Source organism: uncultured Lutibacter sp. (assembly GCF_947493565.1).
Taxonomy (GTDB): domain Bacteria; phylum Bacteroidota; class Bacteroidia; order Flavobacteriales; family Flavobacteriaceae; genus Lutibacter; species Lutibacter aestuarii.
Genome location: NZ_CANLRG010000005.1, coordinates 282,536 through 309,291, shown reverse-complemented (window position 1 = coordinate 309,291; position 26,756 = coordinate 282,536). Strand labels below are relative to the sequence as shown.

General features: G+C 29.5%; 22 protein-coding genes. 14 read left to right on the top strand and 8 right to left on the bottom strand.

Annotation, left to right across the window (positions count from 1 at the left end; all coding sequences use genetic code 11):
* Positions 1–147: 147 nt before the first annotated feature.
* Both Q0714_RS08480 and Q0714_RS08475 read right to left on the bottom strand, forming a co-directional pair.
* Complete coding sequence (locus tag Q0714_RS08480) at positions 148–870, bottom strand: hypothetical protein (protein WP_298264195.1); 723 nt, start codon at positions 868–870, stop codon at positions 148–150.
* 76 nt (positions 871–946) lie between these two features.
* Positions 947–1,612: a uracil-DNA glycosylase gene (locus Q0714_RS08475; protein ID WP_298264193.1), complete on the bottom strand. Its 666-nt coding sequence runs from the start codon at positions 1,610–1,612 to the stop codon at positions 947–949.
* 138 nt (positions 1,613–1,750) lie between these two features.
* Between Q0714_RS08475 and Q0714_RS08470 the strand changes: the two genes are divergently transcribed.
* Positions 1,751–3,955 carry a DNA mismatch repair protein MutS gene (locus Q0714_RS08470; RefSeq protein ID WP_298264192.1) on the top strand — a complete coding sequence of 735 codons (2,205 nt, stop codon included), beginning with the start codon at positions 1,751–1,753 and terminating at the stop codon, positions 3,953–3,955.
* An 8-nt stretch (positions 3,956–3,963) separates the two neighbouring features.
* On the opposite strand, the gene Q0714_RS08465 is transcribed toward Q0714_RS08470, so the two are convergent.
* Both Q0714_RS08465 and Q0714_RS08460 read right to left on the bottom strand, forming a co-directional pair.
* On the bottom strand, positions 3,964–4,194 hold the full coding sequence (locus Q0714_RS08465) for a hypothetical protein (RefSeq protein ID WP_298264191.1): 231 nt from the start codon (positions 4,192–4,194) through the stop codon (positions 3,964–3,966).
* Positions 4,181–5,539 (bottom strand): MATE family efflux transporter, encoded by a 1,359-nt coding sequence (locus tag Q0714_RS08460; RefSeq protein WP_298264190.1) that lies wholly within the window; start codon positions 5,537–5,539, stop codon positions 4,181–4,183. The genes Q0714_RS08465 and Q0714_RS08460 overlap by 14 nt, the downstream gene beginning before the upstream one ends.
* 151 nt (positions 5,540–5,690) lie before the next feature.
* Here Q0714_RS08460 and Q0714_RS08455 point away from each other — a divergent pair, with 151 nt between their 5' ends.
* From Q0714_RS08455 to Q0714_RS08420, 8 genes are all read left to right on the top strand, one after another.
* Complete coding sequence (locus tag Q0714_RS08455; RefSeq protein WP_298264188.1) at positions 5,691–6,323, top strand: peroxiredoxin; 633 nt, start codon at positions 5,691–5,693, stop codon at positions 6,321–6,323.
* A gap of 92 nt (positions 6,324–6,415) precedes the next feature.
* Positions 6,416–6,913 (top strand): thiol peroxidase, encoded by a 498-nt coding sequence (gene tpx / locus Q0714_RS08450; RefSeq protein ID WP_298264186.1) that lies wholly within the window; start codon positions 6,416–6,418, stop codon positions 6,911–6,913.
* A gap of 4 nt (positions 6,914–6,917) precedes the next feature.
* A complete protein-coding gene (locus Q0714_RS08445; protein WP_298264185.1) occupies positions 6,918–7,286 on the top strand; it encodes a diacylglycerol kinase in 369 nt (122 codons plus the stop codon).
* 52 nt (positions 7,287–7,338) lie between these two features.
* Positions 7,339–9,714 (top strand): DNA translocase FtsK, encoded by a 2,376-nt coding sequence (locus Q0714_RS08440; RefSeq protein ID WP_298264183.1) that lies wholly within the window; start codon positions 7,339–7,341, stop codon positions 9,712–9,714.
* A 24-nt stretch (positions 9,715–9,738) separates the two neighbouring features.
* Entirely contained in the window at positions 9,739–10,392 is a 654-nt protein-coding gene (locus Q0714_RS08435) for an outer membrane lipoprotein carrier protein LolA (protein WP_298264181.1), read from the top strand.
* Between the two features lie 5 nt (positions 10,393–10,397).
* Positions 10,398–11,843, top strand: a complete 1,446-nt coding sequence (locus tag Q0714_RS08430; RefSeq protein ID WP_298264180.1) for an LptF/LptG family permease — start codon at positions 10,398–10,400, stop codon at positions 11,841–11,843.
* Between the two features lie 3 nt (positions 11,844–11,846).
* The gene (ribB, locus tag Q0714_RS08425) at positions 11,847–12,989 is read left to right on the top strand and encodes a 3,4-dihydroxy-2-butanone-4-phosphate synthase (protein WP_298264178.1); all 1,143 of its coding nucleotides are present in this window, start codon (positions 11,847–11,849) and stop codon (positions 12,987–12,989) included.
* A gap of 20 nt (positions 12,990–13,009) precedes the next feature.
* Positions 13,010–13,717 (top strand): DUF4369 domain-containing protein, encoded by a 708-nt coding sequence (locus Q0714_RS08420; RefSeq protein ID WP_298264176.1) that lies wholly within the window; start codon positions 13,010–13,012, stop codon positions 13,715–13,717.
* Between the two features lie 8 nt (positions 13,718–13,725).
* Here the strand turns inward: Q0714_RS08420 and pepE are convergent, their stop codons facing one another.
* Complete coding sequence (gene pepE, locus Q0714_RS08415; RefSeq protein WP_298264174.1) at positions 13,726–14,433, bottom strand: dipeptidase PepE; 708 nt, start codon at positions 14,431–14,433, stop codon at positions 13,726–13,728.
* 146 nt (positions 14,434–14,579) lie between these two features.
* Between pepE and Q0714_RS08410 the strand changes: the two genes are divergently transcribed.
* The 5 genes from Q0714_RS08410 (at position 14,580) to Q0714_RS08390 (ending at position 21,314) form a co-directional block, all read left to right on the top strand.
* The gene (locus tag Q0714_RS08410; RefSeq protein WP_298264172.1) at positions 14,580–15,320 is read left to right on the top strand and encodes a carboxypeptidase-like regulatory domain-containing protein; all 741 of its coding nucleotides are present in this window, start codon (positions 14,580–14,582) and stop codon (positions 15,318–15,320) included.
* Complete coding sequence (locus Q0714_RS08405; protein ID WP_298264171.1) at positions 15,286–16,071, top strand: carboxypeptidase-like regulatory domain-containing protein; 786 nt, start codon at positions 15,286–15,288, stop codon at positions 16,069–16,071. Before Q0714_RS08410 ends, Q0714_RS08405 begins: the two co-directional genes overlap by 35 nt.
* Positions 16,072–16,140: 69 nt before the next feature.
* Positions 16,141–16,638 (top strand): DUF6702 family protein, encoded by a 498-nt coding sequence (locus Q0714_RS08400; RefSeq protein WP_298264169.1) that lies wholly within the window; start codon positions 16,141–16,143, stop codon positions 16,636–16,638.
* Between the two features lie 63 nt (positions 16,639–16,701).
* A complete protein-coding gene (locus Q0714_RS08395) occupies positions 16,702–18,972 on the top strand; it encodes a M1 family metallopeptidase (RefSeq protein ID WP_298264167.1) in 2,271 nt (756 codons plus the stop codon).
* 83 nt (positions 18,973–19,055) lie between these two features.
* Entirely contained in the window at positions 19,056–21,314 is a 2,259-nt protein-coding gene (locus tag Q0714_RS08390; protein ID WP_298264166.1) for a M1 family metallopeptidase, read from the top strand.
* A 36-nt stretch (positions 21,315–21,350) separates the two neighbouring features.
* On the opposite strand, the gene Q0714_RS08385 is transcribed toward Q0714_RS08390, so the two are convergent.
* The 3 genes from Q0714_RS08385 to nifJ all read right to left on the bottom strand — a co-directional run bounded on the left by Q0714_RS08385 (position 21,351) and on the right by nifJ (position 26,564).
* Positions 21,351–22,529 carry a GlmU family protein gene (locus Q0714_RS08385; RefSeq protein WP_298264164.1) on the bottom strand — a complete coding sequence of 393 codons (1,179 nt, stop codon included), beginning with the start codon at positions 22,527–22,529 and terminating at the stop codon, positions 21,351–21,353.
* Positions 22,530–22,588: 59 nt separating this feature from the next.
* Positions 22,589–22,963 (bottom strand): HEPN domain-containing protein, encoded by a 375-nt coding sequence (locus Q0714_RS08380; protein ID WP_298264163.1) that lies wholly within the window; start codon positions 22,961–22,963, stop codon positions 22,589–22,591.
* A 70-nt stretch (positions 22,964–23,033) separates the two neighbouring features.
* Entirely contained in the window at positions 23,034–26,564 is a 3,531-nt protein-coding gene (nifJ, locus tag Q0714_RS08375) for a pyruvate:ferredoxin (flavodoxin) oxidoreductase (protein ID WP_298264161.1), read from the bottom strand.
* Between the last annotated feature and the right edge of the window lie 192 nt (positions 26,565–26,756).

Below are 26,756 nucleotides of genomic sequence, written 5' to 3'. Positions count from 1 at the left end.
TTACTTTAACTTTTAATTAACAATACTACTTTATTTTTGGCACAAGTATTGGTTAATATAATTTGAAACAAAGAAGTGGTAAGCTTTGTTTTCATTTTATAAAAATTTGAGTTAGTTAATAAAAAAAAGCGCTTAAAGCGCTTTTTTTTATTTTATTAGGTTTCCTTCTTCAAGTAAAATATCATAAACATAACCTTGTCCAAAATCTTTATCTAAAATAATAGTTCCTTTAAAGGTTACAACATCACCAACATTAACTAATTCAGTAGTCGTTATGGTCAAATCTTTTTTATTTTCAAATTGAGTGCCATCAATAATATGTACCCAATTTTTATTTAAAATACCATTATTAACTTTAACAACTTTTCCTTTTACAATAATTTCTTTTCCTGAAAATGTTTCTTTTTTAGAAAACAGCTCTTCTATTGAAACTCCATTTTTAGCTTTTTCAATTTTAACATCAGTAATTGTTTTTTCTTCGGTAGTAGCATGATTATGAGGTGTCATTTGTTCTTTAATAACAGGACCTTCAGTTGTTCTAATTCCTTCAACAAAAAGAATTTCTTCAAAGGTTTTATTCAATTGTTTGCTCTCAAAATCTTTCATCATCATACCGCCATCATAATAATAGGTTTCACCAATTGTTACTTTAACATTTGGTATTGCCATCCAATACTTTTTACCTGATTCATCAACATATACATAAGCATAAGTTCCAGCATCTTTATATTCAGTAATTGTAATTTTATGTGTTGTAGCTTTTGATAGACTGGTATTTGTATTAATTTTAGAATAATCACTCTTTTCTTTACAACTAAAAAATAATAATACACTAAATATTACTGCTAAAAATTTGATTCGATTTTTCATTATTTGCCTGTTGTTTTTAATTTAAATTTTATTCAATAAAGCTACAGTTATTTTTATTAATAATGTATGATATTCATCACCAATTAATTTCACTTAACCCTTTGTTTTTCAAATAATTATTACTTTTGCTAAAATGTTTATTCCCAAACCAATACCCTCTATTAGCACTTAAAGGTGAAGGATGACCACTTGTTAAAATACAATGCTTGGTAGCATCAATTTTTAAACCTTTCTTTTTAGCAAAACTTCCCCAAAGTAAAAACACAACATTTTCTTTTTTTTCTGAAATTAATGAAATTACAGCATCTGTAAATTGTTCCCAGCCTTTTTTTTGATGCGAACCAGCTTGGTGCGCTCTAACTGTTAAAGTAGCATTTAATAAAAGAACCCCTTGCTTAGCCCAGCGTTCTAAATTACCACTTTTGGGATATGGAATTAGTAAATCGGTTTCAATTTCTTTAAAAATATTAATTAAAGAAGGTGGATGAGCTACTCCATCATTAACTGAAAAACACAAACCATGTGCCTGATTTATTCCGTGATATGGATCTTGTCCAATAATTACAACCTTTAAATCTTTAAAAGCACATAAATTAAAGGCTTCAAAAATTTTATTTCCTTTAGGGTAACAGCTAGTTATAGCATATTCTTCTTTTACAAAATTTGTAAGTTCTTTAAAATATGGTTTCTCAAATTCAGGTTGAATAACTTCTTTCCAACTTTCTTCAATTTTCACATTCATTACAATATTTCTTTTTATTTTTCACAAAACTAATAGATTTTTTTACAAATTGCATAACATTCTATATTCGTGCTAATACTATATTTTATGTAAATTATATTCCTATTTTTGTGGCAGTTTTAAAAAGTAGTAATTTGTATGAGTAATATTTCGGAAAAAACTTTAATTGATTTAGAATTTTTTACCATCTTAAAAACAGTAAGTGAACTTTGTATTTCTGATTTAGGGAAAAATGCCGTATTACAAATAAAACCTTTTAAAAGTAAAGAAAAACTACTTTCAGAATTACAAAAAGTAAATGAGTATTTATCATCTTTTGAAAATGACAATAGAATCCCTAGTCATTATTTTGATGATATTCAAAAAGAAATTCATTTACTAAATATTGAAAACAGCTATCTCGAACCCGCTTCGTTTTTAAAAATATTAAATACCGCTAACACCATTTTTGAATTAAAAAAGTTTTTCAAAAAATTTAAAGATATTTACCCTCATCTTTTTCATTTTACAGAAGAAATTTTACTTGAAAAATCCATTTCAGAAAACATTACAGAAACAATCACTCCATTTGCTGAAGTAAATGAGAATGCCTCTCCACTTTTAAAACAAATTAGAAACGATATTAATTCTGTAAGGTCTAAAATTGGTGCTAGTTTTAACAAAGCTCTTAGTTACTACAACAATGCTGGTTATCTAGATGAAATTAGAGAGTCAGTCATCGAAAATCAACGAGTATTGGCCGTACAAGCAATGCATAGAAGAAAAGTTAAAGGAAGCTTGTTAGGAAGTTCTAAAACGGGTAGTATTGTATTTATTGCTCCAGAAGCAACCTTACAATTTAGACGAGAATTACAAAATTTATTATTTGATGAACACGAAGAAGTTGTAAGAATTTTAAAAGCACTCACTAATAAAATAAGAGTTTATGCAACTAATTTAGTAGATTATCAAACCTATTTAGCAAACCTTGATGTTATTGGAGCAAAAGCAAAGTATGCAAAAAAAATAAGCGCTTGTTTACCCAAAATTACTTCAGAAAAGAAGATTTTTTTAAGAGATGCTTATCACCCAATTTTATTATTAAAAAACAACGAGCAAAAGCTTAAAACTGTTCCGCAAACACTTGAATTAAATCAAAAACAACAAATAATTGTAATATCAGGACCAAATGCTGGTGGTAAAAGTATTACTTTAAAAACCATTGGTTTACTGCAAGTAATGCTCCAAAGCGGCTTATTAATTCCAGTACATGAGCGCTCATCAACTTACTTTTTTGACAAAGTACTAACAGATATTGGAGACAATCAATCTATTGAAAATCAATTAAGTACCTACAGTTACCGTTTAAAAAATATGCGTAACTTTTTAAGAAGTTGCAATAATAGTACTTTATTTTTAATTGATGAGTTTGGTACAGGAAGCGATCCAGAACTTGGCGGAGCTTTAGCTGAAATATTTTTAGAAGAATTTTATGCTAAAGGCGCTTATGGTATTATTACTACACATTATGCAAACCTAAAAGTTTTGGCAAACGAATTAGATAATGTGGTAAATGCCAATATGCAATTCGATGAAAAAACACTACAACCACTTTTTAAGCTATTTATAGGTCAGGCTGGAAGTTCATTTACTTTTGAAGTTGCTCAAAAAAATGGCATTCCATTTAGTTTAATTAACAAAGCTAAAAAACGTGTTGAAGTTGAGAAAATTAGATTAGATAAAACCATATCTAAACTTCAAAAAGAAAGAAATAAGCTTCAAAAAACTTCTGAAACTTTAGAAAAAGAAAAATCTAAAGCCATAGAACAAACAGATCATTTAACTGAAAAGCAGCAAAAAATTCAAGAAAAATTAGAGAGTTTTCAAGAACTTTATGACAGCAACCAAAAAATGTTATACTATGGAAGAAAAATTAACGAATTAGTAAATACCTATTTTCAAACCAACAATAAAAAAGCCTTAACTACTGAGTTTAATAAATGGATTGCTATTGAAAAAACAAAGTATTTAAAAAAGAATCCGCCAAAACCTAAAACAAAAGCTCAAAAGAAACAAGTTAAGGTTGAGAAGAAAAAAGTTGAAGAAAAATTAAAAACTATTGAGAAAGAAGTTTTTGTAGAAGTAAAAAAGGTACGTGAAATAAAAGAAAAAGAAACCAAAAAAATTGCGAAACAAAAAGCAAATTATATCTTTAAAATTAATGACAAAGTACGCATTATAGACAGCAATGCATGTGGTATTATTGATAAAATTGAAAAAAATAGTGCTTTTATAAATTATGGAGTTTTTACAACAAAAACTACACTAAATAAATTAGAATTAGTAGAAGCTGCTAAAAAATAAGAACTTTATTAATCGTTTTGGTAACGCTCCATTTCTCTATCATAAAAAGCACTCGCTTGCTCAATTAAAGAAGCAACCTCATTTTCTAATTCTTCTTGATCAGCTCCTTGAAAGTCTTCAAACCATTCAATTTCATCATCAACTAAATTGATGATAAACCTTGGAAATTCAGTATGAATAACAAAAATATCTTCATTAAAATCGGTATTATCTCCCATTAAAAATTTAGGTAAGTTCATTTTTGTCTTGTATTAATTTATTAGTTAAATAATTGAATCTGAAAAAAAGCATTAAAGCTGATGAAGTTAGCGCTACTAAAAGTCCAATCCATATTCCAAAAGTACCAAAACCAGCAATTGTTCCCAAATAATAGCATATTGGAAAACCTATAATCCAGTAAGCTATAAATGTAATTCCTGAAGGTACATTAACATCTTGTAAGCCTCTTAAGCCTCCTAAAATAACAGCTTGTAAACCATCCGATAATTGAAACAACCCTGCTATAATTAATAAACTTGAAGCTATTTCAATTACTTCTACATTTTCAGTAAATATAAAAGGTAAAAAATCTTTAAAAATTATAAATCCAATTGAAAAAGTAAACATGATGATAAATATCATTAAAAAGTTTGAAAAAGCGATACGCCTTAACTCTAAATAATTTTTTAGTCCTTTTTGGTTTCCAACTCTAATAGTTGCCGCAACACCTACTCCAACTGCCACCATAAATGTTGAAGATGATAGCTTTAAGGCTATTTGATTTGCTGCCTGTGGAAAAGCTCCTAATGTTCCTGCTAATAATACTGATGCTGTAAACAAACCCACTTCAAAAAGCATTTGTAAAGCCGTTGGAAAACCTAATTTTATAATTCTTAAAAAACGTTCTTTTTTTAATTCTTCAAATTTTAACCTTTTTAAATAAATGGCAAATTTATCTTTCTTAGCTAATACTATATAAATGAAAAATACCATTACAGTTCTTGAAATTAAAGTTCCTAAAGCTGCTCCAACCAGCTCTAAACGAGGAAAAATCCAAAAACCATAAATTAAAGTAAAGTTCAAAACAACATTCACAATATTTGTTAAAATAGTAGCCCACATGGCATATTTAGTTTGAGACAAACCATCAGCAAACTGCTTAAACCCTTGAAAAACCATTAAAGGAATCATCGAAAAGGCAACAATTTCATAATACGGAATTGCCAAAACAACCACTTCTTCTGGCTGATCTAAATGATACAAGATTGGTTTTAGAAATAACAATCCAACAAACATTACTAATCCAATTATTGATGTTAAAATAATACCATGTTGAAAAATACTTCGTCCTTTTTCTTTGTTTCCTTCACCATCCGATTCAGCTATTAATGGTGTTATTGCAAATGAAAAACCCAACCCTATTGAAAGAGTAATAAAAAATATACTATTTCCTAATGAAGTTGCCGCCAACTCTACTGCTCCTAGCCTACCAACCATTATATCATCAATTAAACCAACTAATAAATGCCCTAAAGAGCCCATCATAATTGGAGTAGCTAATTTAATGTTGTTTTTAAACTCTGAAGTGTAATTTTTAAGATTCAATTTGATTGTTTTTCAAGATGCGAAGATACAAGATTTAAATTACCTAATCTTACAAAATCGATACTACAATAAATGAAAACTCATTTTATAACACTATTAAAATTTGTACCTTTGCAAAAGAAAATAAATAACCATATAAAAACGATAAAAAATGGCTGTATTAGTAGGAAAAAAGGCTCCTAAATTTAATGCTCAAGCTGTAGTAAACGGCGGAGAATTTGTTGAAAATTATTCATTAAAACAATTTGAAGGTAAAAAATATGTTATACTATTCTTTTACCCAAAAGATTTTACTTTCGTATGTCCAACTGAATTATTCGCTTTTCAAGCAAAATTAGCAGAATTTGAAAAAAGAAATGTACAAGTTGTAGCTGTATCAACTGATACTGAACAATCTCATTGGGGATGGTTACAAATGCCTAAAGACCAAGGAGGAATTCAAGGAGTTACTTATCCATTAGTTGCTGACACTAATAAAACTATTTCCAAAAACTACGACGTTTTAGCTGGTGATTATTACTATGATGATAATGATCAATTACAAGCTGATGGAGAATTAATTGCTTACCGAGGTTTATTTTTAATTGATAAAACTGGAATTGTTCGTCACCAAATTGTAAACGATTTACCATTAGGAAGAAATGTAGACGAAGCCATTAGAATGGTTGATGCGTTACAATTTACTGAAGAACATGGAGAAGCCTGTCCAGCAAACTGGAATTCAGAAAAAGAAGGACTTAAAGCTACCCATGAAGGTATTGCTGATTATTTGTCTAAAAACTAATTATCTCAAATAAAATTTAAAAACTCTCGATTTTATTCGGGAGTTTTTGGTTTTTAAACTAACTTTGATATTTAAAATTAAAAAACATACTTATGGCTAAAATAACATTAAAAGGAAATCCTATTAAAACCATTGGAAAGTTACCTAAAATTGGTAAAAAAGCTCCAAAATTCTCGCTAATCAAATCTGATTTATCTAAAACAAAATTGAAAGATTTTAAAGGTTCTAAAGTAATTTTAAACATTTTCCCTAGTTTAGATACAGGTACTTGCGCAGCTTCCGTTAGAAAATTTAATGAAGAAGCTAGTAAACTTGAAAATACCAAAGTACTTTGTATTTCAAGAGATTTACCATTTGCTCAAGCTCGCTTTTGTGGTGCTGAAGGGCTAGAAAATGTAATTACACTATCAGATTTTGCTAAAGGAAAATTTGGAAAATCTTATGGATTAACTATTGAAGATGGTCCGCTTGCTAATTTACATTCTAGAGCTGTAGTAATTTTAGACGAAGAAGGTATTGTTACTTATACAGAGCAAGTTCCTGAAATTGTTGATGAACCTAACTATGAAGCTGCTTTAAAAGCACTTTAATAGCATGGACTCAGAAAGTAATTTTTTTTTAAATAGAATCAAAGCTGTAAAATACGCAGCCAAAGGATTTTGGATTTTAATTACTTCTGAAAAAAGTATAATAGCACAAGTTATAATTGGTATTTTAATTACCATTGTTGGCTTTATAATGAATATTTCTGCTACCGAATGGATGTTCCAAATATTTGCAATTGGACTTATTTTGGTAGCAGAATCTTTAAACACAGCCATTGAAAAAATTTCAGATTTTATTCATCCTGAATATCATAAAAAAATCGGACATATTAAAGACATTTCTGCTGGTGCTGCTTTTTTTGCTGCAATATTTGCCGTAATAATTGGTTTAATCATTTACATTCCCAAATTTATTTAGGATTTTAACTGCAATCACTTTAATTTTATATTTTTGTGACATAATTAATTAAATGGCAAAAAAGAAAACTAGTACAAAAACTTCAAAAAAGCCACGTTTCCAAAAATTAAAATCTTTTTTTGGAAATAGGCAAACTCAAACCATTTTGGGTTTGTTTGTAATGGTATTTTCTATTTTTTTATTTTTCTCATTTATCTCCTATTTTTTTAATTGGCAACAAGATCAAAGTCAACTCTCAAATTTTGCTGATAAACAGATAACTGTAAAAAATTTATTAGGTAAAATTGGTGCAACTTTAAGTCACTTCTTTATTTATAAAGGTTTTGGAGTGGCAGCCACTTACTTACCAATATTATTATTTTTATCTGGACTTCATTTTTTCTTAAAAGGAACTTTCAAAAAAATAAAAAATGCTTGGGGTTGGGGTATTTTAGGAATACTTTGGTTTTCAATTTCTTTTGGGTTTTTAGCACATAAAAACTCCTTATTTCCAGGAGTTATTGGGTATGAATTAAATATTTATTTACAACAATTTTTAGGAAAAACCGGATTAATACTAGTTCTTTTATTTCTACTGATTTCATATTTAGTTATCCGTTTTAAATTAACTCCTGAAAAGGTAAAAAGTAGTTTTCCTTCGAAAAAAGAAATCAAAAATTTTGACATTGAAAATTTTGAAATCAAAGAAGAAACAACTTTAAATTCAATAGATAAAAATGACGTTACTTCTTCCTTAGAGCTTTCTTTAGATAAACCAGAAATAAGATTAACAAAAAATAATGATTCACTTAAAAATGAATTAGATATTCAGCAAAAAAACAAAACAGAAGAAACAAAAGAAGCTATTGAAATTGATGTTGACACTATTTTAGAAGAAAATCATGTTACTGAAAATTTATCTGATAAATTAGTAAAAGATTATGGTGAATTTGACCCAACACTAGAACTTGGAAATTATAAATACCCAACTTTAAATTTATTGAGAGACTATAATGAAAGTATCTCTGTAGATCAAGAAGAGTTAGAGGCTAATAAAAATAGAATTGTTGAAACCTTAAATAATTACAATATAGGTATTGATAGAATAAAAGCTACTGTAGGACCAACCGTAACTTTATACGAAATTGTTCCAGAAGCTGGTATACGAATATCTAAAATTAAAAATTTAGAAGATGACATAGCCCTATCACTTTCAGCTATGGGAATTAGAATTATTGCTCCAATACCTGGTAAAGGAACTATTGGAATTGAGGTTCCCAATAAAAAACCAACTATGGTTTCTATGAAATCAGTAATTTCCTCTACAAAATTTCAAAACTCTGAAATGGAATTACCTATTGCCTTGGGAAAAACAATTTCTAATGAAACTTTTGTAATTGACTTAGCCAAAATGCCTCACCTACTTATGGCTGGTGCTACAGGTCAAGGAAAATCGGTTGGATTAAACGCTGTATTAACCTCACTTTTATACAAAAAGCATCCTGCCGAAGTAAAATTTGTATTGGTAGATCCTAAAAAGGTTGAGTTAACATTATTCAATCATATTGAGCGACATTATTTGGCCAAATTACCTGATACAGATGAAGCCATTATTACAGACACTACAAAGGTTATTAACACTTTAAATTCATTATGTATTGAAATGGATGCACGTTACGATTTGTTAAAATCTGCTATGGTGCGTAACATTAAAGAATACAATGCAAAATTTAAAGCTCGTAAATTAAATCCAGAAAATGGTCATAAGTTTTTACCATATATTGTTTTAGTTATTGATGAATTTGCTGATTTAATAATGACAGCTGGTAAAGAAGTTGAAACACCAATTGCACGTTTAGCACAATTAGCTCGTGCTATTGGAATTCATTTAATAGTTGCTACACAAAGACCTTCGGTAAATGTGATAACTGGTATTATTAAAGCAAATTTCCCAGCTAGAGCAGCTTTTAGAGTAACTTCCAAAATAGATTCTAGAACCATTTTAGATGGTCCAGGGGCTGATCAACTTATTGGTAAAGGAGATATGTTATTTTCGGCTGGTAACGATTTAATTAGATTGCAATGCGCATTTGTTGATACTCCTGAAGTTGAAAAAATAACCGATTTTATTGGTTCACAAAGAGCCTATCCAGATGCCTATATGTTACCAGAATATAGTGGTGAAGAAATTGGCACAAGTCTTGATATAGATATCAGCGAAAGAGATGCATTATTTAGAGATGCAGCTTTGGTAATAGTGCATGCACAACAAGGATCTGCTTCATTATTACAACGAAAACTAAAATTAGGATACAACAGAGCAGGCAGGTTAATTGACCAGTTAGAAGCTGCCGGAATTGTTGGTCCTTTTGAAGGAAGTAAAGCAAGACAGGTTTTAATACCAGATGAAATGGCATTAAACCAATTATTAGATAATGAACCTAAATAACAGTTTAAAGAATTATAGGATAGAATGAAAAAAATAGTTTTAATAATAGTAAGTTTTGTAATTAGTTTTACAGCAGTGAGTCAAAATTCTGAAAAAGCAAAAAAATTATTAGATGAAGTTGCTCAAAAAGTAGAAGCTTACAAAAGTATTTATATAGAATTTGATCACAAATTTGATAATTCTGATGCTGATGTACATCAAGAAACCAGAGGAAATGTTACTTTAAAAGGCGATTTATACAATTTAAATTACATGGGAACTGAACAAATTTTTGATGGACAAAAAGTATATTTAATCATCCATGAAGATGAAGAAGTTATCATACAAAAGCCTTTAAAAAACGGAGAAAAAACCTTAACACCTTCAAAAATGTTTTCATTTTATAAAAATGGATATACTTATGAAATGAGTGATTTAAAGACCCTAAAAGGTGTAAAAATTCAATATGTAAAATTAACTCCAATTGATACTAACTCTGAAATTAAGAATGTTATGGTTGGTATAGACATTAAAACCAAACATATTTACAATATTATCGAAACTGGAGAAAATAACACAATCACTACACTTGAAGTAAGAACTTTTAAAACAAATCAAACTATTTCAGAAAAGCTTTTTATCTTTGACAAAGCGAAATACAGAGATCAAAAACATTATACCATCTCTGAACCAAATTAATTGAGTTGAAATTATTTGATAAATATATTTTAAAAAGTTTTTTAGAACCTTTTTTAGCCACATTTTTGGTGGTTCTTTTTGTTTTGGTTATGCAAGCCTTGTGGTTAGCATTTGATGAAATTGCTGGTAAAGGAATTGATATCTTTTTTATACTCAAATTTTTGGGATATTTAGCACTTATTTTAACTCCAACTGCTCTACCTATAGGTATTTTATTATCGTCAATCATGGCTTTGGGTAATTTATCTGAAAATTATGAATTTGCTGCTATGAAATCAGCAGGTATTTCATTAAGTAGAGTTATTAGACCCCTAATATTTTTAACATTATTTTTAAGTGCTTTAAACTTTGTTTTTCTAAATAATATTTACCCTTGGGCTACCTTAAAGCAAAAGAATTTATACTTAAACATGAAGAAGAAAAAGCCAGCTTTAGCGTTGGTTCCTGGAGCTTTTAATACCGAAATTCCTAATTTTAGTATCAAGTTTGATGAAAAATATGGCGAAGAAGAAAACTTATTGAAAAATGTTCAAATAGCTGATTTAAGTGCTGGAAAAGGTAAAATAAAAACCATTACAGCTGAAAAAGGAACTATATCAACTGAAGAAGGTAGTAAATACATGACACTTACCCTAGAAAATGGGTATTATTATGAAGATCATATTAAAAAAGTAATGCGCACTAAGGAAAGAGCTAAAATGCCCGCTTCAAATGCTTCATTTAAAACCTACACTATAAACATTGATATTTCTTCTTTTAATGATGATGATAATTTGGATGACGAAAAAGTTAAAGAACATCACGGAATGCTTAGTGTTAAACAGCTAGATTCTATTTCCAAAGAAAAAAAAATAGCATATGATGAATACATTAATACACAAGCAAAAAACTTTTTTTCCATCATTAATGCTGATGAGTTATACCAACACCCTGATTCTTTGATTAATAAAAACTTAAAACCAATCATTTTAGATAATTTTGATTTAAAAAATAAAAGCATTGTTTTAGAAACTTCACTTCAAACATTGAAACGTTCTTTGGATAGAAACACATCTCAGAAAAAAAACTTTAAAGACCGAAGAAAAATCCTCAATTTATACGATTATGAATTTAGCTATAGAATATCGTTTGCTTTAGCATGTTTGGTCTTATTTTTTATAGGCGCTCCTTTAGGTTCAATCATTAGAAAAGGAGGCTTTGGATTACCAATGATTATGGCTATCACTATTTTTGTGATTTACTTTTTCATATCACAATTAGGAAAAAATTTAGCAGAAGAAAGTGCTATTTCTGCAACATTAGGTAGCTGGCTTTCAACATTAATATTATTGCCTTTTGGTATATTACTTACCAAAAGAGCAGCAAAAGGTATGGGAATTTTTAACATAGATGCTGTATTTGAAAATATTCTTAAATTCTTTAAAAAATTTACAAAAAAAACAACCGATTAATACATGGAAACTTCAACCAACAAAATAAAGTTAAATTCAATTCAAGAAGCAATTGAGGACATCAAAAACGGCAAAATGATTATTGTTGTAGATGATGAAGATAGAGAAAATGAAGGCGATTTTATTGCAGCAGCAGAATGTGTAACACCTGAAATGATTAATTTTATGGCGCAACATGGAAGAGGTTTAATTTGTGCTCCTTTAACAGAAAAACGTTGTGATGAATTGGATTTACCTTTAATGGTTAATAAAAATACCGTTTTACATAACACTCAATTTACAGTCTCTATTGATCTAATAGGAGATGGTTGTACAACTGGAATTTCAGTACATGACAGAGCTAAAACCATCAAAGCTCTTACTTCTAAAAAAACAACACCTGAAGACTTTGGAAGACCTGGGCACATTTTTCCACTAAGAGCCAAAGAAGGAGGGGTTTTAAGAAGAACAGGACATACTGAAGCATCTATAGATTTAGCTAGGCTAGCAGGCTTTAAACCGGCTGGAATACTAGTTGAAATCTTAAATGAAGATGGTACTATGGCTCGTTTGCCTCAATTAATGAAAGTTGCAAAGAAATTTGATTTAAAAATAATTTCTATTGAAGATTTAGTTGCCTATAGGATGAAATATGATTCTTTAATTGATAAAATTGAAGATTTCAATATGCAAACTAGATTTGGAGAATTCCGTTTAAGAGCTTATAAACAAACTACCAACAACCAAGTACATATTGCATTAACAACTGGTTCATGGGAAGAAGATGAACCTGTTCTAGTTCGTGTAAATTCTTCTTTAATTAATAATGATATTCTTAGAGTTCTTACTGCAAAACCTGACCATAAGTTCTCTAAAATATTTAAAATGATGAAAGATGAAGGAAAAGGTGCTGCGGTATTTATTAGTCAAGAAAATCAATCTTTTAACTTGATAAACCGTCTATCATTATTAAGAGAAGCGCAAAAAGAAGTTGAAAATAAAGTCCCTCAAATTAAACCAGATGATAAAGATTTTGGTATTGGAGCTCAAATTTTACATGATTTAGAAATTTCAAAACTACGTGTATTATCTAATGCTACTTCTATTACTAAGCGTATAGGAATGACAGGTTACGGACTTGAGATTGTTAACTATGTAAATTATTAATTAACAAATATAATATTGCAATGAAAAAGTATTTACTGATATACTTAGCCAGTTTTTTATTTTTTAGCTGCAATTCAAACAATTCTAAATCAAAAGAAAACATTACTTCTAAAAATAATGGTTTTGTTTTACAAGGAGAAATTCAAAATTTTGATGCAGACACTATATATTTAAATAAAATAATTGAAAATTCAATTTATAAAATTGACTCATCAGCAGTTTTTAAAAATAATTTTACATTTAAAGGCGTAGTTAATGTCCCTGAACGTTTTGCATTAACATTTAACAAAAATGCAGCTGTAGTTGTTTTAGTTATTGAAAATTCGACATTTAAAATTGTTATAAATGCTAATGAAATTCAAGATCCGATAATAACGGGCTCAGAACTTAATCTAAAATTGAACGAATACAAACAAGCTTCTAAAAATATTTTTAAAAAAATCAGTTACTTATTTCCACACTTTCAAAAAGCTCGACTTGAAAATGATGCTGAAAAATTAACAGCAATAGGAAATGATATGAAAAAAATTGAAAATGAATTTACCAATTATAGTTTCAAATTTATTGAAAATAATAAAAACTCATTTATAGCTGCAATGGTATTACGAGATCAAATAAAAGCAAGTGATATTGATACTTTAAGAGTAAAAGAAAGTTTTCAAATTCTTTCTGATGAAGTAAAAAATTCACCTGATGGTTTACTCGTTAAAGATTTTTTACAACAATAGAAAGACAATTATTTTAAATAACTTAAATCAGTTTCAGGTGGTAATTCTTTAGCAGGTTTATTTTGCTCAAACAATCTCGCATGTAATTTCCCTTTTAAAACAACTTTAGAACCATTAACTTGTAACCAACTTCCCTCTCTTAATCCTAAAACTGGGGTTGTATTTAAGGTATGATATTCATTAATTCTAGTTTCTCTGGTTTCACCCATATGCGTTGAATTCGTATCAGGATCCAAATAATGTGGGTTAATGTTAAAATTAATAAATCCAAAGGTGTTAAAACTTGGTGGATAAACAATAGGCATATCATTAGTGTTTTGCATTGTTAAACCCGTAATATTGCTCCCTGCACTAGTTCCAAAATAAGGTACCCCGTTTTCTACCACATTTTTTATTACAGAAATTAATTTATGCTCATACAACTGTTTTACCAATAAAAAAGTGTTTCCACCTCCAACAAAAATTCCTTTAGCATTATTAACTGCTTCAAAATTATTTTTGAACACATGAATTCCTTTAATTCGAATATTTATTTTTCCAAAGCCTATTTTAGCTTTTTCTGTATATTCATCATAAGTAATACCGCTTGGTCTTGCATAAGGAATAAACAAAATTTCGTTAATCCCTTTAAAATGTTCCGATAATTCAGGTAACATGTATTCCAAATATGCTTTTCCGTGAACTGTTGAAGTGCTTGCTATCAGTAATTTTTTCATAAAAAATAAGCTTTTTCAAATGTACTAAATTTCATTGTTTTAACATAAGTTTACAAAAGTATTAATACTAATTTAAGATTTCATTAGCGTACTTTGTTTTAATGAAACTTAAACCAACTAACTTACTTGTTTTCGTTTTTCTTGCTATGAAATTGAGTGCTCAAGAAAAATCAACTACCATTACTGGAGTAATTGCGAGTTCTCACAAACCCATTAGCGATGTTCATATCATAAATTTAAGTAATAAATATGGTGCTGTTAGCGACTTAAATGGAAGTTTTAAAATTAAGGTAACCATTGGGAATATTTTATTAATTTCATCTATTCAATACGAAACTGTTAAAATTAAGATTACTAAAAAACATATTGCATCAAACTTTTTAAAAATAGAACTAAAACCCATTGTAAATATTTTAGACGAAGTTTTTTTACATGGTTTATCTGGAAATTTAGATATAGATATTAAAAACACTCCAAAAGATACCATTCCTAAACATAATTTTATTTTTAACAAAAGTGATATTTTTAAAATAAAAGAAGATTACTCCATTAATTTTTCAAAACCTCCCAACGCAGAAGCTTTTACTAATCCACTATATTTAGGAGGTGTTGGCGCATCAGCTTCCATCCCAGATTTTCAATATATAACAGAACAAAAATTAAAGAAAAGCTTAGCCCGAAAAAAAAGTTTTCCCAATAAAATAATTAAAGAATTTGGAATTGATTTTTTTACCAATGATTTACAAATACCTAAAGATAAAATTTACCATTTTATAAGCTACTGTGAATCTAGAGATATTATAAAAAAATATTATGACAAAAAAATAATGGAGGTTATAAAAATTTTAACAGATGAAAGTAAAACCTATCATAAAATTGAACATTAGACTATATTTTTTTATATGTATTTCATTCTTATTTTTAAGAACTGTTTATTCACAAAATAACCGTATTGAAATTAAAGGAGTTGTAAAATATGACGCTATTCCTCTACAAGATATAAATATCATCAACAAAACTACAAACCTTGGTACCTCCAGTGATTCAAAAGGAGTATTTAAAATACCTGTAAAAATTGGTGACTCTTTGCTTTTTTCTTCTATAGTATATAAAAATAGAATTGTAAAAATTACAGCAACACATATAACTTCAAAAAAAATAATTGTGCATTTAGAATCTGATTTAAATGAATTGGATGAAATAGAGCTAAGAAAAATACCTCAAATTGATTGGAGCAAGGCTTCTGTAGTTCTAGGCACAATTTATAATAACGATAACAACACGGCTGCCAAACCCCCAAATGCTGAAAATTTTACCAATCCAATTAGTATCAAAACAGGTATAAATTTTGTAGCAATATTTAAAAATCTCACCCAAAAAAGTAGAATTAAAAGAAAAAAAGAAAAACAAAAATTAGCACAAATTGAATTTTTAAAAAGTAATTTCCAACAAACTATTAAAAATTCTTATGGTGCAGATTTTTTTACAGAATGGTTAAAAATCCCTAAAGATCAAATCCATTTATTCTTAGATTTTTGTGTAGGAAAGGGTTTAAATGAATTATATGATAGTGATGAATTTATTGTCAAAAACTTTCTGGTAAAACAAAGTATACTATTTCATCAGCTTAAAAAATAGCATAAATTTTAAAACCAACTTATTGTTTTATGCAAAGGTTTTTGTTTATTCGCAATTAAAATACTCAAAATGAAATTTTCAAAATATTTACTTTTTTTTCTTATTATTCCGCTTTTTTCATTTACTCTACATAAATATTATGTTAGTTTATGCGAAATAGATTATGTTGAAGATCAAAAAGCTGTACAAATTACCCTTGGGTTATTTATAGATGACATAGAAACCACATTAAATAAAACTCACAATACCAATTTTAAGATAGCTACTAAAGATGAATTACCAAACCTGGATAAATACTTTGAAGAATATTTAAACAATCATTTAAATATTAACATTAATAATAAACTAGAAAAGTACACTTTTATTGGCAAAGAATATGATGACGATGTTGTTCGGTTTTATTTAGAAATTTCAAACATCGAAAAATTACAAACTATTGAAGTTACCAATACTTGTTTATTAAAAGATTTTAAAGATCAACAGAATATTATCAAAATATATGCATATAAAAAGCATAAAACATTTTATTTAGATAAAAAAAATGATAATTGTTTGTTAAAGTTTTAACAAACAATTATCATTCTTATTAAAAATAATTATTTTAGATATTTAATAACTAATTCAAATTAAATGAAAAAAATAGGACTAATTGCATGTATTGCAATGTTTGTTTGTACCCCATTTTTTGGTCAAGAAACAGAACAAGAGTTAGAAAAACAACAAGCTCACTACAACATTAGTAAATTTAAACAGCTTCATGAAGAATTACCAACTCCAAATAAGCAGCATACAGCATCTGGTGCACCAGGTTACGAGTATACACAACAGCAGGTTGATTATAAAATGAATATTGTTTTAGATGAAGAAAATAATAAACTTTTGGGGAACGAAACCATTACTTATCATAATAATTCAAAAGATATTTTAGATTATTTATGGGTTCAACTAGATCAAAATATGAGAGCTCCAGATTCTGAAACACCAGATATAAGTGGTGGTGGTCCCGATGTATTATACAATCCTGCAAAATTTACCAAAATGTTTATGGGAAAACCATTTCAAGGAGGGTTTAATATTGAATTTATTAAAGATACCAATGGGAATGATATTAATTATATGATTAACAAAACCATGATGCGAGTGGATTTACCTCAACCTTTAGCTTCAGGTGAAACATTTGTTTTTAATATAAAATGGTGGTACAATATTAACAATTATATGGTTGACAGAGGGCGTTCTGGTTATGAAGCTTTTCCTGATGGAAATAATTTATATGTGATTGCTCAATTCTTTCCACGTTTAGCCGTTTATAATAATGTGGAAGGATGGCAAAATTTACAGTTTTGGGGAAGAAGTGAATTTGCATTAGAGTTTGGAAATTATGACGTTACTATTACAACTCCAAAAGATCATATTTTAAACGCTACTGGAGTAATTCAAAACCCTAAAGAAGTATTTACCAAAGAGCAATATAAAAGATACCAAACAGCACAAAATACCTATAATAACCCAATATTTATTGTAACACCTGAGGAAGCCAAAAAAGCCGAAAAAGGAAAATCTAAACAAACAAAAACTTGGAAAATTTATGCTGAAAATGTGCGTGATTTTGCTTTTGCTTCATCGCGTAAATTTATTTGGGATGCTATGGCTGTTCAATTAGGAAATCAAAAGGTTATGGCATATTCTTTATATCCAAATGAAGGAAATCCCCTATGGGAAGAACATTCAACTAGAGCAGTTGCAAATACTTTAGAAGTATATTCGAAACACACTTTTGATTATCCATACCCACATGCTACTTCAATTAATGCACAACGTCAAGGAATGGAATACCCTATGATTTGTTGGAATGGAGGAAGACCTAATGAAGATGGTAAATATTCTGACAGAACTAAAAAAGGAATGATTGGTGTAATTACTCATGAAGTTGGACATAATTATTTCCCTATGATTGTAAACTCCGATGAACGTCAATGGACTTGGATGGATGAAGGAATTAATTCATTTGTAGAAATTTTGGCTGAATACAACTACGATCCAGAATTATTCCCAATGGATAAAAAGGCAAAAGATATTACACGTTATATGTCTGGAGATCAAAGTAGACTATCGCCTATTATGTCACAAGGAGATAATGTGTTCAATTTTGGAGCTAATGCCTATGCCAAACCCGCGGCTGGTTTATTTATTTTAAGAAATACTATTATGGGACCAGAATTATTTGACCATGCTTTTAAAACCTATGCCAACAGATGGAAGTTTAAACACCCTACTCCTGCAGATTTCTTTAGATCTATGGAAGATGCTTCTGCTATGGATTTAGATTGGTTCTGGAGAGGCTGGTTTTATACTACTGGTGCTAATGATATAGGAATTAAAGAAGTTAAAAAATATCATATCACTGATAAACCTACCAAACAAGCTGAAAACCTTGCAAAAAGATACGGTATAACTGTTGACCAATTGCCACCTGCTTTGTATTTAATTTCTGAAGATAGTGAAGAATTTTCAGAAGAATTAAAAGGAAAAAAAGCGGAAGATTATAGTGTACTTAACGACTATATTGAAAACAATTTTTCTACTGAAGAAAAAGCCACATTAAAGGCTCCTAAATACTTTTACGAATTAAAATTTGAAAAACCAGGTGATTTAGTAATGCCAATTATTGTAGAGTTTGAATATGAAGATGGAACCAAAGAACGCAAACAATATCCTGCTCAAATTTGGAGACTAAATGATAAGGAGGTTACCAAAGTATTTCCATCTAGTAAAGCCATTACCAAAATTACTATTGATCCTGATGAACAAACTGCTGATATAGATACAAGTAATAACAGTTGGCCTAAAAATACAGAATCTAAATTTGAACAGTTCAAAAAAAGTCAAATTAAAAGTTAACCATAAAGGCTGTATTAGAATTAACTTTAATACAGCCTTTACTTTGTAAGTAAATATCACTACTTCTATAAAACTAATCAAAAATGAAAAAACTACTAACCTCACTTTTAATACTAATATTTACTATAACTTCAACAATTTCACAAGAAACCAAAAAACAACAAGGGCACTATAATACAAGTAAATTTAGGCAACTACACCAAGAGTTACCCACACCAAATAATGAACATACAGCATCTGGAGCTCCAGGATACGAGTATACACAACAGCAAGTTGATTATAAAATGGACATCATTTTAGATGATGAAAACCAAAGAATATATGGTGAAGAAATCATAACCTATCATAACAATTCAAAAGATGCTTTAGAATATTTATGGATTCAATTGGATCAAAATATGAGAGCATCAGACTCTCAAACACCAGATATCCAACAAGAGCGAAGCAGTGTTTTATATACTCCATCTCAATTTTCAAAGAAATATTTAGAAGCTCCCTTTGATGGAGGTTTTAAAATTGAATATGTCAAAAATATGGATAACAGTGATGCCTCATATCTTATTAATTTTACAATGATGCGTCTTAACTTAGATACTCCATTAGCCCCTGGAAAAAAACATTCTTTTAAAATAAAATGGTGGTACAACATCAATAATCACATTGAACAAGGTGGACGTTCAGGGTTTGAACACTTTCCTAAAGATGGAAATAACAGCTATGTAATTGCTCAATTTTATCCAAGATTAGCCGTTTATAATAATGTCTCTGGTTGGCAAAATCTTCAATTTTGGGGAAGAAGTGAATTCGCTTTAGAATTTGGAGATTTTGAAGTTAATATTACTACTCCTGCAGATCATATTTTAGGCGCTACTGGTGTACTTCAAAACGAAAAAGAAGTACTCACTAACACGCAACAAAAAAGGTTAGCTAAAGCTAGAAAAACATTTGATAATCCAGTTCTTATCGTATCTCAAGAAGAAGCTATTGAAGCAGAACAAAACAAATCTAACAAAACAAAAACTTGGAAGTTTGTTGCTAAAAATGTAAGAGATTATGCTTTTGCTTCTTCAAGAAAATTTATTTGGGATGCTATGGCTGTTGATATCAATGGTAGAACTGTTATGGCATATTCTTATTATTCAAAAGAAGCCAATCCATTATACGGAGATCATTCAACAAGAGCCGTTGCGCAGACACTAATAACCTATTCTAGACATACTTTTGATTATCCTTATCACAAAGCCATTTCTGTTGACGGACAAATGGGAATGGAATATCCTCAAATTTGCTTTAACCCAGGAAGACCTAATCCCGATGGGACTTATAGCGACAGAACCAAATACAGAATGATTAGTGTTACAATTCATGAAGTTGGACATAATTTTTTTCCAATGATAGTAAATTCCGACGAACGTCAATGGACTTGGATGGATGAAGGTTTAAACTCTTTTGTTCAAATGTTGGCTCAAATTGATTATGAAAAAGAATATCCGCTTAGTAGGGGCTTACCTAAAAATATTGTCCCATATATGAAAGGCGACCAGTCTAAATTAGCCCCAATAATGACACAAGGAGATCATGTACATAATTTTGGAGCCAATGCTTATGCTAAACCTGCAACAGGCTTATGGATTTTAAGAAATACTATTATGGGACCAGAATTATTTGACCATGCTTTTAAAACCTATGCCAACAGATGGAAGTTTAAACACCCAACTCCTGCAGATTTCTTTAGATCTATGGAAGATGCTTCTGCTATGGATTTAGATTGGTTCTGGAGAGGCTGGTTTTATACTACTGGTGCTAATGATATAGGAATTAAAGAAGTTAAAAAATATCATATCACTGATAAACCTACCAAACAAGCTGAAAACCTTGCAAAAAGATACGGTATAACTGTTGACCAATTGCCACCTGCTTTGTATTTAGTTTCTGAAGATAGTGAAGAATTTTCAGAAGAATTAAAAGGAAAAAAAGCGGAAGATTATAGTGTACTTAACGACTATATTGAAAACAATTTTTCTACTGAAGAAAAAGCCACATTAAAGGCTCCTAAATACTTTTACGAATTAAAATTTGAAAAACCAGGTGATTTAGTAATGCCAATTATTGTAGAGTTTGAATATGAAGATGGAACCAAAGAACGCAAACAATATCCTGCTCAAATTTGGAGACTAAATGATAAGGAAGTTACCAAAGTATTTCCATCTAGTAAAGCCATTACCAAAATTACTATTGACCCTGATGAACAAACTGCTGATGTAGATACAAGTAATAACAATTGGCCTAAAAATACAGAATCTAAATTTGATAAGTTTAAAAAAGAAAAACTTAAAAGCTAAGAAAAAAGCTCATTGAAATCAATGAGCTTTTTTTATTTAAAAGTTTCTGTATTTTTTTGAGAGTTCAAACACCTGTTCTAAAATACGCTGTTCAACAGTATCAAATTCTTCATTTTTACGTTGCATTACAAGATTGGCCGTTTCTTTTGCTTTGTTTATATGGTACACCGTAAATCCTGCCGCTCCTCCCCAACTAAAAGATGGAATAAAATTTCTTGGAAAATTACTTCCATAAATATTAGTACTAACTCCAATTACTGTACCTGTATTAAACATGGTATTTATAGCGCATTTTGAATGATCTCCCATAATTAAACCACAAAATTGCAATCCTGTTTTAGCAAAATTTTCAGTTTTATAATTCCATAACCTAACTTCAGAATAGTTATTTTTTAAATTTGAATTATTGGTATCTGCTCCTAAATTACACCATTCACCAATTACAGAATTTCCTAAATATCCTTCATGACCTTTACTTGAATATCCAAATAATATTGAATTATTAACTTCCCCTCCTATTTTACATTTTGGTCCAAGTGTAGTTGCTCCATAAACTTTAGTCCCCATTTTTAAAACAGAATGCTCTCCCATAGCAAAAGGTCCTCTTATTAAACTACCCTCCATTACCAGTGTATTTTTACCAATATAAATTGGTCCTTTACTAGCATTTAAAACAGTAGACAATAAAACTTCTGCTCCTTCTTCTATAAAAATATTTTCTTTATTAAGGTATTGAACACCTTCAGGTATTGGTTGAGATACTCTTCCTTCAGTGATTAGTTCAAAATCATTTTTTAACGCAATGCTATTGTAGGTAAATAAATCACAAGTATTTTTAATTTGAATGATTTCGAAGTCAAATTCAATTTGCTTGTAAGTATCAAAATTAACTTCTTCTTGTGTATCTGAAGTAAAAAAGGCTATTACTTCATCATTTTTAAAAATAGCCTCGTTTTCCTTTAAATTTTTAATTAATTCAACCAAAGTTTTATTGGGTAAAAAAGAAGCATTTATCATTATATTATGCTCCATTTCTACCATAGGAAATTTTTCTTCCAAATACTCTTCTGTAATTGTTGTAGTTGTAAACCCTAAATACTTTTCCCATTTTTCACGAATGGTAAGAATTCCTATTCTTAGTTCCGCTACCGGTCTTGTGTAGGTTAAAGGCAATAAAGATTTATGAACTGTACCATCAAATAAAATATAATTCATTTTAAACTATTTTTTACAAATGTACAGTAAGTTTTTATTTTTGAAATTAAAATTTGTATTTACAGTATTTTATTCTTTTTTAAATAGGTATCAATAATATCTGCAGTATCGTAACAAGCACTTACTGAATTAATTTCAGAACAATAACGAGAGTCTATTTGATGGTTTTTACAACCAATAGCACTCATTTCTATTGATTTAAAATTTTTATCTACCGCAATACATTTGCCATATAATGTAGCAATAGTTTCATTTTTCTCAATTTTTACATCATTCATTGTCAAAAAACCTTTTAAATAGTTTTCAATTGCGAATTGAGAGTTTTTGCAAATGGAGTAACTAACAATATCTTCAGACGGTTTAAACAATTCTTCTTTTGCTAGTTCTAATTTTTTTGATGCTTCTTTAAAAAAAGCTTCTGATCGTGATTTCATATCAATAGTTTTTAAAGAGTGATAAAAAAAGTGCTAGGTGTTTTTAACCCAGCACTTTTTAAAATAGTTATTATAAATTTTTGTAAAGCTCTAATCTTTCCCATTGAACATCAACTTGCTCTTGAGCTTGATTAAGTAACTCTTTTGCTAAATCTGCATTGTCTTTTACAACTCTGGTAAATCTAGCTTCTTCATACATAAACTCTTCTAATGGAGCTGAAGGAGCTTTGGAGTCTAATTTAAATTTCTTTCCTTTTTCTGCTAAAGGATTGAATCTAAATAATGGCCAATAACCTGTTTCAACTGCTTTTTCCTGATGTTTTGCACCGTCTTTTAAATCATATCCGTGTTCCCCACAATGAGAATAAGCAATAATAATAGACGGTCCTGGATAAGCTGCTGCTTCTTCAATTGCCTTTAAAGTTTGATTGTCTTTAGCACCAATTGCTATTTGAGCTACATACACATTTCCATAAGATACTGCTTGTAATGCTAAACTTTTCTTATTGCTTAGTTTTCCATTCATTGCAAACTTAGCACTTGCACCTAATGGAGTAGCTTTAGAAGCTTGTCCTCCAGTATTAGAATATACCTCGGTATCCATCACTAAAATATTAACATCTTCACCAGAAGCTAGAACGTGATCTAATCCACCGAAACCGATGTCATAAGCCCAACCATCTCCACCAAATATCCAAACACCTTTTTTACGCAAGTATTCAGAGAGGTTTCTTAGTTTTTTAGCTTCATAACTATCAATAGTGTCTAGTATTTCATTTAGTTCATCTATTTGATTTATTTTTTTAGCTTTTAGAGCTTCAGTATCTTCTGGGTTTGTAATAATATCATTCACCAAAGTGCTACCAATTTTACTTTCTAAAGATTTTAATAAATCAACAACTATTTCTTGTTTTTTAGTCAAAGCTAAACGAATACCTAAACCAAATTCTGCATTGTCTTCAAATAAAGAGTTTGCCCAAGCTGGTCCTCTACCATCTTTATTTGTTTTATAAGGTGTTGTTGGTAAATTACCACCATAAATAGAAGAACAACCAGTTGCATTTGCAATAGTTATACTATCGCCATATAATTGTGTAACTAGTTTAATGTAAGGTGTTTCACCACATCCAGAACAAGCACCAGAAAATTCGAATAATGGTTCTAAGAATTGAGAACCTTTTAAAGTAGAAGTTTTTAGCTCTGTTCTGTCATAATCTGGTAAATTAATAAAGTAATTCCAATTTGCATTTTCCACCTCTTCTACTTTACGCACATCAGTTAGGTTAATTGCAAAAGTATTAGGTACTTCTTTACTTTCAGCTGGACAAACAGCAACACATAAATCACAACCTGTACAGTCTTGAGGTGAAACTTGTAAGATATAACTTTCTGTTTCGCTAGTAAATGGTCTTCCTTTAGCTGGTACACTTTTTAATGTTTCTGGGGCATCAATTAATAAATCGTTAGAAACAACTTTTGCTCTAATAGCTGCATGAGGACAAATACTAACACATTTGTTACATTGTGTACATAAATCAGCATCATCCCAAACAGGAACAAAATCTGCAATGCCACGTTTCTCGTATTGTGTAGTTCCAGTTGGGAACGTACCATCAATTGAAAAAGCACTTACTGGTAATGAATCTCCTTTACCTGCTAAAATAGTTCCTAAAATTTCTTTTACAAAGTCATCTGCATTTTCTGTCATCATTGGTTTTAAGCCATCATGATTAGTGGTATGTCTTGGATATTCAACTTTTTGAAGATTTTCTAAAGATTTATCAACTGCATTAAAGTTCATTTCAACAATATTGTCGCCTTTGTGAGAGTAGGATTTTACTATAGCATCTTTAATTTTTTTAATTGCTTCGTCTTTTGGTAATACTCCTGAAATTGCAAAGAAACACGTTTGTAATATGGTATTTGTACGTTTTCCTAAATTTACTTCTTGAGCTACTTTAGTTGCGTCAACTACATAAAAATCAATATTATTTTCAATAATTCTTTTTTGAACTATGCTTGGAAGCTCTGTCCAAACTTTATATTTTGAAAATGGGGTATTTAATAAAAATGTACCTCCTTCTTTAATATGTTCTAAAACATCGTATTTAAAAATAAAGTTAAATTGATGACAAGCTATAAAATTAGCTTTGTTAATTAAGTAAGAAGAATAAATTGGTTCAGGTCCAAAACGTAAATGAGAAACCGTTTGTGCACCTGCTTTTTTAGAGTCATATACAAAATATCCTTGTACATAATTATCGGTGGTTTCTCCAATAATTTTAATTGAATTTTTATTAGCTCCAACAGTACCATCAGAACCTAAACCATAAAACATACAGTTAAATGTTGATTTTTTTGTTTTAAATTCAGAATTATAAGCTAAACTAGTATTACTAACATCATCATTGATACCGATAGTAAAGTGATTTTTTGGAGAATTATTATCCAACTCATCTAAAATACCTTTAACCATAGCAGGTGTAAACTCTTTTGATGAAAGTCCGTAACGTCCTCCAATTATGGTTGGCATATAGTCTCCCATCTCAACATACGCACTTACCACATCTAAATATAAAGGTTCACCTATACTTCCTGGCTCTTTAGTTCTGTCTAAAACCGCTACTTTTTTAACAGTTTTTGGTAGTTGCTCTAAGAAATGATGAATGGAGAATGGACGGAATAAACGCACAAATAAAGCACCTACTTTTTCTCCTTGCTCAGCTAAAGTTTCTATAGTTTCTCTAACAGCTCCTTCACCTGATCCCATAATTACAATTACTTTTTCAGCTTCAGGATGACCTATATAATAAAACAAACTATATTTTCTACCTGTTTGTTTATAGAATTCATCCATTGTGTTTTGTACAATTTCAGGTACATTTTGATAATAATTATTGGCAGCCTCACGAGCTTGGAAAAACACGTCTGGGTTTTGTGAAGTACCTCTTATTACTGGGTTGTCAGAATCTAAAGAACGTTTTTTAAGTTTCATCACCTCATCTTCTGGCATCATCGCTTTAATAACTTCATCAGGAATAGCGTCAATTTTAGATATTTCATGTGAAGTTCTAAATCCATCAAATATATTTAAAAATGGAACTCTACTTTTTAAGGTAGCTACCTGAGAAATTAATGCAAAATCATGAGCTTCTTGCACAGAACCTGCAAACAACATTGAAAAACCTGTTGCTCTTGCCGCCATAACATCAGAATGGTCTCCAAAAATTGATAATGCATGTGTTGCTATTGTTCTTGCTGCTACATGAATAACTGTAGGTAACAATTCTCCAGCCATTTTATACATATTAGGTAACATCAACAACAATCCTTGTGAAGCGGTAAATGTTGTTGTTAAAGCGCCTCCTTGTAATGAACCATGAACAGCACCTGCTGCACCACCTTCACTTTGCATCTCTACAATTCTAGGGACATCGCCCCAAATATTTTTTTGATTTTTAGCACTATATACATCCACATGCTCACCCATAGGTGATGCTGGAGTAATTGGATAAATTGCACAAACTTCGTTTGTTTTGTGAGCAATTCTAGCAACTGCCTCATTCGCATCACAAATTAATTTTGAATTTTCTCGTCTCATTTTACTTTATATTTACACATAATAATTTGAAAAGCAGTTGGTAATGGGATTGCTTAACAAACTAAATAATTCTACTATTCTTTTTTTGATATAGTAAAATTATAGTAATAATGTAAGAGTTATAATGATATATATCAGCTAAAAAAGGTGATTTGCTAATTAGAGCAATTCAAAATAAAATTTTTAATTTAT